This window comes from Streptomyces sp. NBC_01016, from assembly GCF_026341035.1.
In the GTDB taxonomy this organism is placed as follows: domain Bacteria; phylum Actinomycetota; class Actinomycetes; order Streptomycetales; family Streptomycetaceae; genus Streptomyces.
The window spans coordinates 1098503-1112999 of record NZ_JAPEOQ010000001.1 but is presented as its reverse complement, the minus strand read 5'-3'; the positions used below and the strand labels follow the sequence as shown (position 1 = coordinate 1112999).

Here is a 14497-nt window from a genome sequence, read left to right as displayed (position 1 = left end):
CAGGAGCACATCGGCGGCCCCCCTACTCTTGCCCCCACGATCAAGCCGGGCAGACCGTGGCACTCAGCCACAGTGCTCCTCGTTACCATGCGTGGACACATCTGCGACCACCGACGACGACGAGGGACGGACGACCACGTGGCCGAGGCGGCAGACTTCCCAACGGTGAGTCCCTCACCTGCACGGCGACTGCTGCGGCGCACCGGGGCCCTGCTCGCGGCTGCGCCGCTCCTGGCGTCGCTGCCGCTGCTGCCTGCCGCGGCCCCTGCCGGCGCCGCCACCCCGGCCACCGCCGCCTCGAGCGCGACAGGGACCAGCACGGTCGACGTGGCCGTGAACTCCCTGTCGCCCAGCGCGCCGACGGACGGCGACACCGTGACGGTCAGCGGCACGGTGACGAACAAGGGCAAGCGGACGGTCACCGGCGCCCACGTGGGCCTGCGGGTCGGCACGTCCTACAGCGGCCGCACGGCCGTCGACGAGGCCGCGAAGAACGGCACGGGCGGCGCCGCGGACGGCAACGAGCTCTCCCGCAAGTACGGCAAGAAGTTCGCCAAGCTGGCGCCCGGCGTCGCGCAGAACTTCACGCTGTCCGTCCCCGTCAAGGCACTGCACCTCGGCGCCGACGGCGTCTACCAGCTCAGCGTCGCACTGATGGGACAGACCGCCGCGCAGCCGTACCAGCAGACGCTCGGCATCCAGCGGACCTTCCTGCCCTGGCAGCCGAGCAGCGCCGATACGAGCACGAAGACGACGGCCCTGTGGCCGCTGATCTCCGATTCCCATCTCACCGCGGAGACGGGCGCGAACGAACAGCAGACGCCGGTCTTCGACGACAACGACCTGGCGAAGCAGATCGGTCCGGGCGGCCGCCTCCAGCAGATGCTGGCCCTCGGCAGCGAACTCGACGTGACCTGGGTGATCGACCCCGACCTGCTGGCTTCGGTCGACGCCATGACGGAGCCGTACAAGGTCAAGGGTCCCGGCGGAAAGCTCAGGTCGGGCAAGAACCAGGCGGACGCCAAGCAGTGGCTGAGCGACCTGGAGACCGCGGTGCAGAGCCAGAAGGTGGTCACGCTTCCGTTCGCCGACCCGGATCTCGCGTCGCTCGCGCACACGGGCACAAAGGTCACCGGCTCCCTCAGCCACCTGAAGGACGCCACGGACGCCGCCAACCTGACCGTGCAGACGATCCTGCACACCAAGCCGGACACGTCGTACGCATGGCCCGCGGAAGGCGCCGTCGACCGCGACATCGTCAAGGTCGCCACGTCCGCGGGCGCCGACAAGATCATCGCGCGCAGCGACCACTTCCCGGAGACAGGAGGGCTGGCGTACACGCCGTCCGCCGCCCGCCCGATCGGCGGTGGCGCCTCGGCCGTGGTCGCCGACGGCCGACTGTCGACCGCTTTCCAGGGCGACATGACGGGCGCCGAGAACTCCACGCTCGCCGTGCAGAAGTTCCTCGCTCAGTCCCTGATGCTCAACAAGCAGACGCGCAAGCAGCGCAGCGTCGTCGTGGCCCCGCAGCGCATGCCCACCGCGAGCCAGGCCCAGACCATGGCCAAGGCGCTGCACGCACTGCAGGACGGCACCTGGTCGCAGCCCCAGACCCTGTCGGCCGCCGCGAAGGCGAAGCCCGACTCGGCCGCCACCACGCGTGTCCCGCATGCGTACCCCTCGTCGCTGCGCAAGCAGGAGCTGCCGCAGTCGGCCTTCGAGCAGATCCAGGCGACCCAGCGCGACCTCGAGAACTTCAAGGTCGTCCTCACCGACCAGTCCCGCGTGGTGACGCCGTTCGGCCGCGCGATGGACCGGGAGATGTCCACGTCGTGGCGTACGGAGTCGGACACTTCGGGGAACTTCCGCGACGGCGTCTCCTCGTATCTGTCGGGCCTCACCGAACAGGTGGCGCTGATCGACAAGTCCGAGGTGAAGCTCTCCGGGCGCAGCGCGACGATCCCGGTGTCGGTGCAGAACAACCTGTGGCAGGACGTCGACCACCTGACGCTGCGCCTCACCTCGGGCAACGGCACCCGCCTCAAGATCGGCGACACCGCCTTCCAGGACCAGGAAGTGAAGATCGCCAGCGGGCACAGCCAGTCCGTGAAGTTCACGACCACGGCCAAGGCGACGGGCCCGATCACGGTGCATGCCCAGCTGTACACCAAGGACGGTGCGCCCTACGGCAAGCCGCTCGCCTTCAAGGTCGACGTCACCGAGGTCACCCCGACCGTGATGCTCGTCATCGCCGGCGGTGTCCTGCTGCTCGTCCTGGCCGGATACCGGATGTACCAGCAGCGCAAGCGTGCCGTCGCCGCGCAGCCCGACGAGAACGCCCCTGAGGGCGACTCCGTGGCCGCGGACGACGACGACAAGGGCGACGAGCCGGACGGCGCCCCGACCGACCCCGCACGGGCAGACGTTCCGCAGCAGCCGAGTGACCCGACGGCTGACACCGCTCCGGAAAGCACGGAGGCGTCGGGCACGAGTGAGAGAGTGGACCGTTGAGCGATGTCGGGGCCGCTGGGCCGGGGACGATGAGGTGGGGTAACCATGAACGCGCCGTACGACGGTGAGCGTGGCCACGGCTCGGGCGGCTCTGCCTCGGGCGATGGCCGGCCGTACGCCGGTTCACCACAGCCCGAGGGGCAGGTGCCGCCGCCGCAGCCTGCTCCCGACGCGTATCCGCAGGACGCGTACCTTCAGGACGCGTACGAGCAGGATCCGTACCGGGCGCACGACCTGACCGCCCAGGACCCGGTGACCGAGGCGTTGTACGACCGCGCCGCGCATCCTCCGCCGCCCCCGGGCACGCAGCAGGCGCAGCAGCCCTTGTACGCGCCGCCGCCCGCGCAGCAATACCAGCCCGACCCCCGTGTGTGGGCGCAGACGCCCGCGCCGGAGCCGGCGGGCCCCACACAGCATCTGCCGTACGGCGACGACGCCCGTACGACGCAATTCGTGGGCGTCGACGACCTGGTGACGCACTCCGCGGAGGAGAGCCACGAGCCGGACGCCTTCGCGCACCTGTACCGCGACCAGCAGCCCGGCCACAGCGGTGGCCGCCCGCCGGCCGAGCCCGTCGACAACCCGACCACACAGCTCGGTCCTCCGCAGCCCCCGCCGCCACCGGCCGCCACCCCCGCACCGGCGCCCGCGGCGAAGAAGGGCGGCCGCGCCTCCAGCATCATGAAGTCGAGCGCGGTGATGGCGGCGGGCACGCTGGTCTCCCGCCTCACCGGCTTCGTCCGCACCATGGTGATCACCGCGGCGCTGGGCGCCGGACTGCTGGGTGACACCTGGTCCGTCGCGTACACACTGCCGACGATGATCTACATCCTCACCGTCGGCGGCGGCCTGAACTCGGTGTTCGTGCCGCAGTTGGTGCGCGCGATGAAGGAGGACGAGGACGGCGGCGAGGCCTTCGCCAACCGCCTGCTCACGCTGGTCATGGTGGCGCTCGCCGCCATCACGGCAGTCGTCGTCTTCGCGGCACCCCTGCTGATCCACCTGATGTCGAACACGGTCGCCAACGACTCGGACGCCAACAGCGTCGGCGTCGCCTTCGCCCGCTACTGCCTGCCCACGATCTTCTTCATGGGCATCCACGTGGTGATGGGCCAGATCCTGAACGCACGCGGGAAGTTCGGCGCGATGATGTGGACCCCGGTCCTCAACAACATCGTCATGATCTTCACGTTCGGCACGTTCATCTGGGTCTACGGGACCGCGGCCGAATCGCAGATGGGCGTCACGACGATCCCCGACGAGGGCATCCGCCTCCTCGGCATCGGCACCCTGCTGGGCCTCGTCGTGCAGTCCCTCGCGATGATCCCGTACCTGCGCGAGACCGGCTTCCGCTTCCGTCTGCGCTTCGACTGGAAGGGCCACGGACTCGGCAGGGCCGTGAAGCTCGCCAAGTGGACCGTCCTGTTCGTCCTCGCCAACCAGGCGGGCGTGCTGGTCGTCACCCAGCTCGCCACCGCGGCGGGCGAGGCGTCCCCGGTCGACGGCACCGGCATCATGGGCTACTCGAACGCCCAGCTGATCTGGGGCATGCCGCAGGCGATCATCACCGTCTCCGTCATGGCCGCCCTGCTGCCGCGCATCTCGCGCTCCGCCCACGACGGCGACCCGGGCGCGGTCCGCGACGACATCTCCTCCGGCCTGCGCACCTCGGCCGTGGCGATCGTGCCGATCTCGTTCATGTTCGTGGCGCTCGGCGTCCCGATGTGCACCCTGCTCTTCGGCTCCAGCGGCGTCGAGGCCGCCCAGTCCATGGGCTACATCCTCATGGCGTTCGGTATCGGCCTCATTCCGTACTCCGTGCAGTACGTCGTGCTGCGTGGCTTCTACGCGTACGAGGACACTCGGACGCCCTTCTACAACACGGTCATCGTCGCCGCGGTCAACGCCGCCGCCTCGGGCATCTGCTACCTGATCCTTCCCGCCCAGTGGGCCGTCGTCGGCATGGCACTCTCGTACGGCATCGCGTACGCGATCGGCGTCGGTGTGGCCTGGCGGCGACTGCGCAACCGGCTCGGCGGCGACCTGGACGGCGCGCACGTCGTCCGTACCTACGCCCGGCTCTGCCTCGCGGCGCTGCCGGCGACGGTCGTCGGTGGCGGAATCGGGTACGCGGTCACGCAAGCACTGGGCCACGGTGTGCTCGGCTCCATCGCGGCGCTGGTCGTGGGCAGTGCGGCACTGCTCGGAGTCTTCTACGTGGCAGCCCGCAAGATGAGGATCGAGGAACTGAATTCGCTGGTCGGCATGGTCCGCGGTCGTCTCGGCCGCTGAGTCGGCCGGAACTGTGTGCAACCATCGGCGGCCATCGCGTGTCGTGCATAGCGCCGGACTGTGGGCACAATTGGCTTTGGCGTCGGAGTGAGTGCAACGGATGGGGAGGCAGGAGCGACGGTGGCGGAACGGAGCACGGCTGCCGTCGACGTGGCCGACAACAGTGGTGATGAGCCGCTGACCGCCAAGGCGGACAAGGTCACGGCCGACGGGGTGGCCGATACCGGGGAGCAGGACGCGCCGGAGCGCGAGGAAGCCGTGGACACCGCGGAGACGGGGACTCATATGAGCCCCGGCGCCGCGTCGCCGCCCGAGTTGCACAGCGGCCACAAGCTCGCCAGACGCTACCGGCTCGAGGAGTGCGTCACCCGTCTGGACGGTTTCAGCAGCTGGCGTGCGATGGATGAGAAGCTTCGCCGCGCCGTCGGTGTGCACATCCTCCCCGCCGATCACCCCAGGGGCCGTTCGGTGCTCGCCGCCGCGCGCTCGTCGGCCCTTCTGGGCGACCCCCGCTTCGTGCAGGTGCTGGACGCGGTCGAGGAGAACGACCTCGTCTATGTCGTCCACGAGTGGCTGCCCGACGCCACGGAACTGACCACCCTGCTCGCCCTCGGCCCCCTCGAGGCGCACGACGCGTACCAGATGGTCAACCAGGTCTCCCACGCCATGGCGGCCGCCCACCGTGAGGGCCTCGCCCATCTGCGCCTCACGCCGAGCGCCGTACTGCGCACCTCCACCGGTCAGTGGCGCATCCGCGGCCTCGCCGTGAACGCGGCACTGCGCGGCATCACCTGCGACACCCCGCAGCGCGCCGACACCGAGGCGATCGGGGCGCTCCTGTACGCCTCCCTGACCCAGCGCTGGCCGTACGAGGACGACGCCTACGGCCTCTCCGGGCTGCCCAAGGGGGTCGGCCTCATCGCCCCCGACCAGGTGCGCGCCGGCGTCCACCGCGGTCTGGCGGAGCTCTCCATGCGCGCGCTCGCGAACGACGGGGCGACCGCGTCCCGCCAGGAGCCGCCGTGCACCACGCCGGAGGACCTGGTGAAGGCCATCGGCGAGATGCCCAAGATCCGTCCGCCGGAGCCCGCCTTCACGGCGCCGCCGGAGTACCAGCGAACCACGTACCAGCAGGGGAACTACGGCCGCACGTCCCCCCGCGCCACCCAGCCCGTACCCACGCCGCCGCCCCCGCTGCAGAGCCGTACCGGCAAGGCCCTCAAGTGGGGCGTCTCGGCGCTGCTCATCGCGGCCCTCGGCCTGGGCAGCTGGCAGCTCGCCGACGCCCTCATGGACCGTGGCAGCGCGGGCAGCTCCGGGCCCACGGACACCTCGGACGACAGCGGCAAGGGCAGCAAGCAGGACGCGAAGCCGATCTCCATCGAGAGCGCCAAGGAGTTCGTCGCCGAAGGCGGCGCCCAGGCTCCGGGCGAGGTCGGCAAGACGTACGACGCCAGTACGTCGACGTACTGGCGGACCAAGTCCTTCGTCGACGGCCCGAAGATGGTCATCAAGCCCGGCGTCGGCATCGTCTACGACCTCGGCTCAGCCAAGGAGGTGTCGGCCGCCTCGATAGGGCTCCGATACGGCGGCGACCACACCACGGTCTCCCTGTACGCCTCGCCGTCCCTCGACCCGGGCTCGGTGTCCGGCCTGAAGCAGATCGGGTCCAAGACGGATTCGAGGACCACCTCCGCCAAGATCACGGCCGATGACCCGGTCAAGACGCGCTATCTGCTCGTCTGGCTGACCGCCCTGCCCCACGCAGGCCAGGATGGCTACAGCAGCGCGGGCTTCAAGCAGGGCATCACCGATGTGGAGTTCACCGGCTGACGGGCACGGCTCACCACGGGGAGGGGGTTCGACAGTGGACGACGCCTACGGCGAAGCAAACGATCAGGACCTCCTCTCCCGTCATGTCGCCGGCGACAAGGACGCCTTTGGTGAACTCGTCCGACGCCATCGCGACCGCCTCTGGGCCGTGGCCCTGCGGACGCTGGGGGACCGGGAGGAAGCCGCGGACGCCGTGCAGGACGCGCTGGTCTCGGCCTATCGCGCCGCCCACACTTTCCGCGGCCAGTCCGCTGTGACGACCTGGCTGCACCGCATCACCGTCAACGCGTGCCTGGACCGGGCCCGCAAGATGGCCTCTCGCAAGACCGCGCCCGTGGACGACGCCGACCGTCTGGACCAGCTCCTGGAGCCGCACGAGTCCGCGGACGCCCCCGTCGAGCGGGGCGATCTGCACCGCCAGCTCCTGGAGGCGCTCTCGGTCCTGCCCAGCGATCAGCGCGCGGCCCTCGTCCTCGTCGACATGCAGGGGTATCCGGTCGCCGAGGCCGCGCAGATCCTCGACGTGCCCACCGGCACGGTCAAGAGCCGCTGCGCGCGCGGCCGGGCCAAACTGCTTCCGCTGCTGACCCATCTCCGCACGGAGGACGGGAGCCAGGAAGGTGGCGAGAACCCGCCCCCTCAAAGGAACCGGTCGCGGGGGCGATCCGTCCCACCCGCAGCAGGGCCTCGTGACGAGACAGGACCTGGCGATTCGGCTGCGGTGAAGGGCGGAGGTGGGCGAGCGTGACATCCACGACCGACACGGCAGAGCACCCGGAGATCACCGAGATCTCCGAACTCGCCGAGGGCCTGTTGCCTCCCACCCGTACGACCGACGTCCAGCAGCACCTCGACGGCTGCGCGCTCTGCGCCGATGTCCTCGCGTCCTTGGAAGAGATCCGGGGCACACTCGGCGCCGTGTCCGACCCGCCGCGCATGCCGGAGGAGATCGCGAGCCGGATCGATGCCGCCCTGGCCTTCGAAGGGGGCCGTGAAACGGGCCCCGTTTCACGTGAAACATCGGCCGCCGCCGACCGTCCTGCCGGGCACCCGCACGGGGCTACCGGCCCGGGACGCAAGGCCCGCGGCACCCGGAGGCGCACTGGTGCCGTACTCGGGGCCGTCCTGACGGTCACCGCGATCGGTGTGGGAGCCCTGCTCATCCAGAACGACGAGGGCGGCTCACCGGTCGCGCGGAAGAGCTCCAGCGCTTCGACCTTCGCCAAGGACACGCTGGAGACGAAGGTCACGAACCTCCTCGGCTCCTCGACACTCAGCACCGAAGAAGAGGGACCCAGCGCGCAGGGGACGAAGGCCCCGATGCAGAAACGGGCCGTCTCGGTGCCCCCGTGCATCCAGCTCGGGACCCACCGGAACGAGGATCCCCTCGCCGCGGAGACAGGCACGTACGAAGGGAAGAAGGCCTACCTCGTCGTGCTGCCCCACAAGACCGATCCGGCCCACCGGGTCACGGCCTTCGTCGTCGATTCCTCCTGTGTCGACTCGCCCTCCTCGGCCGGCACGCTGCTGTACAAGCACGATTACGACCACGGCTCCGGGGTTCTCAAGAACACTCGCTAGGTGTGGCCGGGCACGTCGGGAATGCATGCCCCGTAGGATCCGTTGGGTGGGGTGAGAGTCCTCCCAATGGCCTCCCCTGGCAGTACGCAGCAGTCCCGCAGAGACGAGGAATCAAGCCGTGAGCGACGTCCGTAACGTGATCATCATCGGCTCCGGGCCCGCCGGCTACACGGCGGCGCTCTACACCGCGCGCGCGTCGCTGAAGCCGCTCGTGTTCGAGGGTGCCGTCACCGCTGGTGGCGCGCTGATGAACACGACCGAGGTGGAGAACTTCCCCGGTTTCCAGGACGGCATCATGGGCCCCGAGCTCATGGACAACATGCGCGGCCAGGCCGAGCGCTTCGGCGCCGAGCTCGTCCCCGACGATGTCGTGGCCGTCGACCTGAGCGGCGAGATCAAGACCGTGACGGACACCGCGGGCACCGTGCACCGCGCGAAGGCCGTCATCGTCACCACCGGCTCCCAGCACCGCAAGCTCGGCCTCCCGAACGAGGACGCGCTCTCGGGCCGCGGCGTCTCCTGGTGCGCGACCTGTGACGGCTTCTTCTTCAAGGACCAGGACATCGCCGTGATCGGCGGCGGCGACACCGCGATGGAGGAGGCCACCTTCCTTTCGCGCTTCGCCAAGTCCGTGACGATCGTCCACCGTCGCGACACCCTGCGCGCCTCGAAGGCGATGCAGGAGCGTGCCTTCGCCGACCCGAAGATCAAGTTCATCTGGGACAGCGAGATCGCCGAGGTCAAGGGCGAGCAGAAGCTCTCCGGTCTGACGCTGCGCAACCTCAAGACAGGCGAGACGTCCGAGCTGCCCGTCACCGGTCTGTTCATCGCGATCGGCCACGACCCGCGCACGGAGCTGTTCAAGGGGCAGCTCGAGCTCGACGACGAGGGCTACCTGAAGGTCGAGGCGCCCTCGACGCGCACGAACCTCACCGGTGTCTTCGGCGCCGGCGACGTCGTGGACCACACCTACCGGCAGGCGATCACGGCGGCCGGCACCGGCTGCTCCGCCGCTCTCGACGCCGAGCGCTTCCTGGCCTCGCTCGCTGACGGCGAGGCCGCCGAGCCCGAGAAGACCCAGACCGCCAGCGTCTGACCCGAACTCCCACTCACGTATCCCCCCAAGAAATGAGGAGCCTGCTGTGACCGGCAACCTGAAGAACGTCACGGACGACACCTTTGACGAGGACGTCCTGAAGAACGACAAGCCCGTCCTGGTCGACTTCTGGGCCGCTTGGTGCGGCCCGTGCCGCCAGATCGCGCCGTCGCTCGAGGCCATCGCCGCCGAGCACGGTGACAAGATCGAGGTCGTCAAGCTCAACATCGACGAGAACCCGGGCACGGCCGCCAAGTACGGCGTCATGTCGATCCCGACCCTGAACGTTTACCAGGGTGGCGAGGTCGCCAAGACCATCGTCGGTGCCAAGCCCAAGGCCGCCATCGTGCGCGACCTCGAGGACTTCATCTCCGAGTAATCAGGCGACGCCGATTCACAGACGGCGGTCGTTGTTTCACGTGAAACACGAACGGGCCGGCCCTTCCGGGGCCGGTCCGTTTCCGTTGTAAGGGGCCGTCGACTGTCACAGCGGCCGGAGTGCCGGTTCCTTCTGTACGGCTCCCAGAAGCCTGTCCAGGGCCATCTCGACGTCTTCCTTCCAGGACAGCGTCGTCCGCAGTTCCAGACGCAGCCGCGGATGCGAGGGGTGGGGCCGGACGGTCTTGAACCCGACCGCCAACAGATGGTCCGCGGGAAGCAGACAGGCGGGCTCCTTCCACTGCGCATCCCCGAAGGCCTCGATCGCCTTGAAGCCCCGGCGCAGCAGATCCTTCGCGACGGTCTGCACGATGACCCGGCCCAGTCCCTGCCCCTGATAGTCGGGCGAGATCCAGGCCGTCATGAGCTGAACGGCATCGGGGGACACCGGACTTGTCGGGAAGGCGGTGGACCGTGGCACGTACGCGGGGGGCGCGTAGAGCACGAAGCCGACCGGAACGTCATCCACGTAGACGACGCGTCCGCAGGAGCCCCACTCCAGCAGGACAGCGGAGATCCACGCTTCCTTCTCCAGTTCGGACGTGCCCGCCTTTACCGCGGCTTCGCCGCTGACCGGGTCCAGTTCCCAGAAGACACATGAGCGGCAACGCTTGGGGAGGTCCGGGAGGTTGTCCAGCGTGAGCGGTACGAGCCGACGCCCCATGAAGGCAGTTCCTCGCTTCCTTCGCCCGCCGCTGCGCGGGCGGCCGTCAGAGCGCTCCGTTCCCTGAGCAGGCTGCCGACGAATCCGCCGACCGCTCCCAGGCCGAGACCTGCGGTCATCAGTCCGGTGCGACTCACCGATCGCATGACCCGCCTCCTGTTTGAGGTGCCGCCGGGTGGATGCGCTCTTCCCGTCGCATCGTAACCACGATGGGATTCGCTCGATACCGTAGATGGGCAAAGAGCGGGCCGTGTTCCGGTACATGCCGGAACACGGCCCGCTCTCGGGTCACGACAGGGCGGTGGTCAGTCCTGTTCGTCGCCGTCGGTCTCCTCCGGGAGACCGTTCTGGAGCACAGGACCCTCACCGGGAGCGAGGGAGCCGAGGATGCGCGACAGGTCGTCCATCGAGGCGAACTCGACGACGATCTTGCCCTTCTTCTGTCCCAGGTCGACCTTCACCCGCGTCTCGAAGCGGTCCGAGAGCCGCGTGGCGAGATCGGTCAGCGCCGGGGAGACCCGGGTGCCGGCCCGCGGCCCCTTGGCCCGCGCGTTGCTCTTGGGCCCCGACCCCATGAGGGTCACGATCTCCTCGACGGCCCGCACCGAGAGCCCTTCGGCGACGATGCGGTGGGCCAGCCGGTCCTGCTCCTCGGAGTCCTCGACGGAGAGCAGAGCACGCGCATGCCCAGCCGACAGCACGCCTGCGGCCACCCGGCGCTGGACGGCCGGCGAAAGCTTCAGCAGCCGCAGCGTGTTGGACACCTGCGGGCGGGACCGGCCGATCCGGTCGGCCAGCTGATCGTGCGTGCAGTTGAAGTCCTTGAGCAACTGGTCGTAGGCGGCAGCCTCTTCCAGCGGGTTCAGCTGCGCACGGTGCAGGTTCTCAAGGAGCGCGTCGAGGAGAAGCTTCTCGTCATCCGTGGCACGCACGATGGCCGGGATGCGCTCGAGCCCCGCCTCTCGACAGGCCCTCCAGCGCCGCTCGCCCATGATGAGCTCGTAGTTGCCGGCCCCTACCTGTCGTACGACGACAGGCTGCAGCAGGCCGACTTCCTTGATGGATGTGACGAGCTCGGCGAGAGCGTCCTCGTCGAACACCTCACGCGGCTGGCGCGGGTTGGGCGTGATCTCGTCGATCGGCAGCTCGGCGAAATGAGCTCCCGCAGGACGCTCGAAGTCATCGGCTGTCGTCGTCGCCGGCTCCTCGGTTTCCCGTGAAACAGGCTGCTGTGACAGCGCGGCCACCTTCGCGGCCGCCACTCCACGCTCGGACGTCAGCACCGGCACCGAGGCAGGAGACGTCGACGCTCCGCCCGCCTGGGTGGCCGGGCCCGTCCTCTCAGGGGTGGGGGCAGCCGGGATCAGCGCGCCGAGTCCTCGGCCAAGTCCCCTCCGTCGCTCGCTCACTGAATCCCCTCCGACGTACTCTGCTGGTCAAGTTGAGTGCCCGTGTGGGCGTTCTGGGCGTCGTAGTGAATCCCGACTCCGCGCAGCGCCATCTCTCGTGCCGCTTCGAGGTAGGAGAGCGCCCCACTCGACCCTGGATCGTAGGTCAACACGGTCTGCCCGTAACTCGGGGCCTCCGAGATACGCACCGAACGCGGAATGCTCGTCCGAAGAACCTCGCCGGCGAAGTGATTACGGACTTCATCCGCGACCTGGGACGCCAGCCGAGTCCGGCCGTCGTACATCGTGAGCAGGATCGTGGAAACGTGCAGGGCGGGGTTGAGGTGCCCACGCACGAGATCAACATTCCGTAGGAGCTGCCCGAGGCCCTCCAGCGCGTAGTACTCGCACTGGATCGGAATCAGCACTTCCGCCCCGGCCACCATGGCGTTGATCGTCAGAAGCCCGAGCGACGGCGGACAGTCGATGAGGATGTAGTCCAGCGGCTGCTCGTACGCCTGGAGGGCGCGCTGCAGTCGGCTCTCCCGCGCGACCAGGGAGACCAGCTCGATCTCCGCACCGGCGAGATCGATGGTGGCCGGGGCGCAGAAGAGACCTTCCACGTCAGGGACGGGTTGGACGACTTCGGAGAGCGGCTTGCTGTCGACCAACACGTCGTAGACGGAAGGCACTTCGGAGTGATGGTCGACACCCAGAGCCGTGGAGGCGTTGCCCTGTGGGTCCAGGTCCACCACCAGGACACGTGCGCCGTGCAGCGCAAGTGAGGCGGCAAGGTTGACCGTTGTCGTGGTCTTACCGACCCCGCCCTTCTGGTTGGCCACCACCATGACGCGGGTCTGCTCGGGTCGTGGCAGGCCCTCGCCCGCACGACCGAGAGCCTCTACTGCCAGTTGGGCAGCGCGACCAATGGGTGTGTCGTCCATCGGGGGCGGTGTTTCACGTGAAACATCCTCCCCCGCCGATTCGGTACGGGGACCGGGGACCGGATCGGTCATCGGTCCCGCGATGTTGGCGTCGGACCGCAAGGATTCACTCTCCTCGACTTCAGGCTCGCAATGAACAGAGCCTCCCATGCCTTCGGGGTCGAGAACCAGCGAGGCCCGTGCTTCTGTGGACGAATCCCCCTCTGTGGACAACTCCGTGTCCGTATCGAGGGATCCGAGAGGTTTTTGGTCGCGGGGAGCGGCCGCCGCGCGGCCGCGACTGATGATGCCCTGCAGCAGTGAGCGACGTTTCACGTGAAACACGATGCACCGCAGCGGGTTACCCTCCCGCGCGACACCCCGAGATGCGTACGTTTGACAGCTTTTGTGGAGTACTGCTGGTCGTCAGCGCCTGCGTCGGGTACGCCCCGTGCGGGCTGCCTTGGCGCGCTTCGCCGCGAAACGCACGCCGCCGGGGCTCTCCCCGACCTCTACACGCACGACGGTGGACAGGGGATCCACGATGCCCTCTCCGACATGCAGAACCGACGTCTCCACCGCGCCGAGCTTGCTCAGGGCGGTGGCCGCGCTCTTGAGCTCTTCCTCGGCCGTGTCGCCCTTGAGCGCGAGCATCTCCCCGTACGGCCGGAGCAACGGGACGCCCCACGCGGCCAGCCGGTCCAGCGGGGCCACGGCGCGAGCGGTGACGACATGGACGGGCGTCAACGTGCCGAGGACCTCCTCGGCCCGTCCCCGCACCACGGTCACATGGTCGAGCCCGAGCAGTTCGACGACCTCAGTCAAGAAGGTCGTACGACGGAGCAGCGGCTCCAGCAGGGTGATCTTGAGGTCCGGGCGGACCAGGGCGAGCGGAATGCCCGGCAGGCCCGCACCCGAACCGACGTCGCACACCGTGACGCCCTCGGGGACCACCTCGGAGAGCACGGCGCAGTTCAGGATGTGCCGCTCCCACAGACGCGGCACCTCGCGAGGGCCGATGAGGCCGCGCTGCACTCCCGCGTCAGCGAGAAGCTCCGCGTACCGGACCGCGTCCGGGAAGCGCTCGCCGAATACCACCCGGGCCTGCTCCGGGGCCGGGGGGAGTTCTGCTGCCTCCGTCACGGGGACCGTCCTTCCGTACCGCTCTACCGCAGTAAGTGGCTGACTAACAGGCTGACAAAGATCGGCCCCGCCTGCGAAACAGACGGGGCCGGAAGGCGACGTGCTGCCGTTCAGGCAGGAAGCACGACGACGAAGCGCTGCGGCTCCTCGCCCTCGGACTCACTGCGCAGGCCGGCTGCCTTGATGGCGTCGTGGACGACCTTGCGCTCGAAGGGCGTCATCGGGTTCATCTTGACCGGCTCACCGGTGTTCTTCACCTCGGCCGCGGCCTTGGCGCCCTGCTCGGTGAGCTCGGCGCGCTTCTTCGCGCGGTAGCCGGCGATGTCCAGCATCAGGCGGCTGCGGTCCCCGGTCTCCCGGTGCACCGCGAGGCGGGTCAGCTCCTGGAGCGCCTCGAGGACCTCTCCGTCGCGACCGACCAGCTTCTGCAGATCGCGGCTGCTCACATCGCTGACGATGGACACGGCGGCCCGGTCGGCCTCGACGTCCATGTCGATGTCGCCGTCGAGGTCGGCGATGTCCAGCAGACCCTCGAGGTAATCCGCGGCGATCTCACCCTCCTGCTCGAGGCGGGTCAGGGTGTCGCCAGCCTCAGCAGCGGCGGTGGTGCCTTCCGTCACGGGATGGG

12 protein-coding genes are annotated in these 14497 nt (G+C 69.1%); 7 read left to right on the top strand and 5 right to left on the bottom strand.

Going from position 1 to position 14497, the window contains the following annotated elements:
• Positions 1–138: 138 nt before the first annotated feature.
• The 7 genes from OG746_RS05205 (at position 139) to trxA (ending at position 9692) form a co-directional block, all read left to right on the top strand.
• Positions 139–2511 (top strand): DUF6049 family protein, encoded by a 2373-nt coding sequence (locus OG746_RS05205; RefSeq protein WP_266711996.1) that lies wholly within the window; start codon positions 139–141, stop codon positions 2509–2511.
• A gap of 45 nt (positions 2512–2556) precedes the next feature.
• On the top strand, positions 2557–4803 hold the full coding sequence (gene murJ, locus OG746_RS05200) for a murein biosynthesis integral membrane protein MurJ (RefSeq protein ID WP_266711994.1): 2247 nt from the start codon (positions 2557–2559) through the stop codon (positions 4801–4803).
• Between the two features lie 120 nt (positions 4804–4923).
• Positions 4924–6636, top strand: a complete 1713-nt coding sequence (locus OG746_RS05195) for a protein kinase family protein (RefSeq protein WP_266711992.1) — start codon at positions 4924–4926, stop codon at positions 6634–6636.
• A gap of 34 nt (positions 6637–6670) precedes the next feature.
• Positions 6671–7384, top strand: a complete 714-nt coding sequence (gene sigM, locus OG746_RS05190; RefSeq protein WP_266711990.1) for an RNA polymerase sigma factor SigM — start codon at positions 6671–6673, stop codon at positions 7382–7384.
• Positions 7381–8217, top strand: coding sequence for an anti-sigma factor family protein (locus OG746_RS05185; protein ID WP_266711988.1), 837 nt, complete (start codon positions 7381–7383; stop codon positions 8215–8217). The genes sigM and OG746_RS05185 overlap by 4 nt, the downstream gene beginning before the upstream one ends.
• Positions 8218–8335: 118 nt before the next feature.
• Positions 8336–9313 (top strand): thioredoxin-disulfide reductase, encoded by a 978-nt coding sequence (trxB, locus tag OG746_RS05180; RefSeq protein WP_266711986.1) that lies wholly within the window; start codon positions 8336–8338, stop codon positions 9311–9313.
• Positions 9314–9359: 46 nt separating this feature from the next.
• A complete protein-coding gene (trxA, locus tag OG746_RS05175; RefSeq protein ID WP_266711984.1) occupies positions 9360–9692 on the top strand; it encodes a thioredoxin in 333 nt (110 codons plus the stop codon).
• 105 nt (positions 9693–9797) lie between these two features.
• On the opposite strand, the gene OG746_RS05170 is transcribed toward trxA, so the two are convergent.
• From OG746_RS05170 to OG746_RS05150, 5 genes are all read right to left on the bottom strand, one after another.
• Entirely contained in the window at positions 9798–10415 is a 618-nt protein-coding gene (locus tag OG746_RS05170) for a GNAT family N-acetyltransferase (RefSeq protein WP_266711982.1), read from the bottom strand.
• Between the two features lie 305 nt (positions 10416–10720).
• Positions 10721–11824: a ParB/RepB/Spo0J family partition protein gene (locus OG746_RS05165; protein WP_266711981.1), complete on the bottom strand. Its 1104-nt coding sequence runs from the start codon at positions 11822–11824 to the stop codon at positions 10721–10723.
• Positions 11821–12897, bottom strand: coding sequence for a ParA family protein (locus OG746_RS05160; RefSeq protein WP_323179670.1), 1077 nt, complete (start codon positions 12895–12897; stop codon positions 11821–11823). The genes OG746_RS05165 and OG746_RS05160 overlap by 4 nt, the downstream gene beginning before the upstream one ends.
• Before the next feature lie 255 nt (positions 12898–13152).
• Complete coding sequence (rsmG, locus tag OG746_RS05155) at positions 13153–13869, bottom strand: 16S rRNA (guanine(527)-N(7))-methyltransferase RsmG (RefSeq protein ID WP_266711979.1); 717 nt, start codon at positions 13867–13869, stop codon at positions 13153–13155.
• A gap of 110 nt (positions 13870–13979) precedes the next feature.
• Complete coding sequence (locus OG746_RS05150) at positions 13980–14489, bottom strand: Jag family protein (RefSeq protein WP_266711977.1); 510 nt, start codon at positions 14487–14489, stop codon at positions 13980–13982.
• Between the last annotated feature and the right edge of the window lie 8 nt (positions 14490–14497).

Coding starts and splice junctions, on each gene's coding strand:
- murJ (WP_266711994.1), top strand. CDS start 2,557: ATGAACGCGCCGTACGACGGTGAGCGTGGCCACGGCTCGGGCGGCTCT.
- OG746_RS05170 (WP_266711982.1), bottom strand. CDS start 10,415: ATGGGGCGTCGGCTCGTACCGCTCACGCTGGACAACCTCCCGGACCTC.
- OG746_RS05160 (WP_323179670.1), bottom strand. CDS start 12,897: ATGGGAGGCTCTGTTCATTGCGAGCCTGAAGTCGAGGAGAGTGAATCC.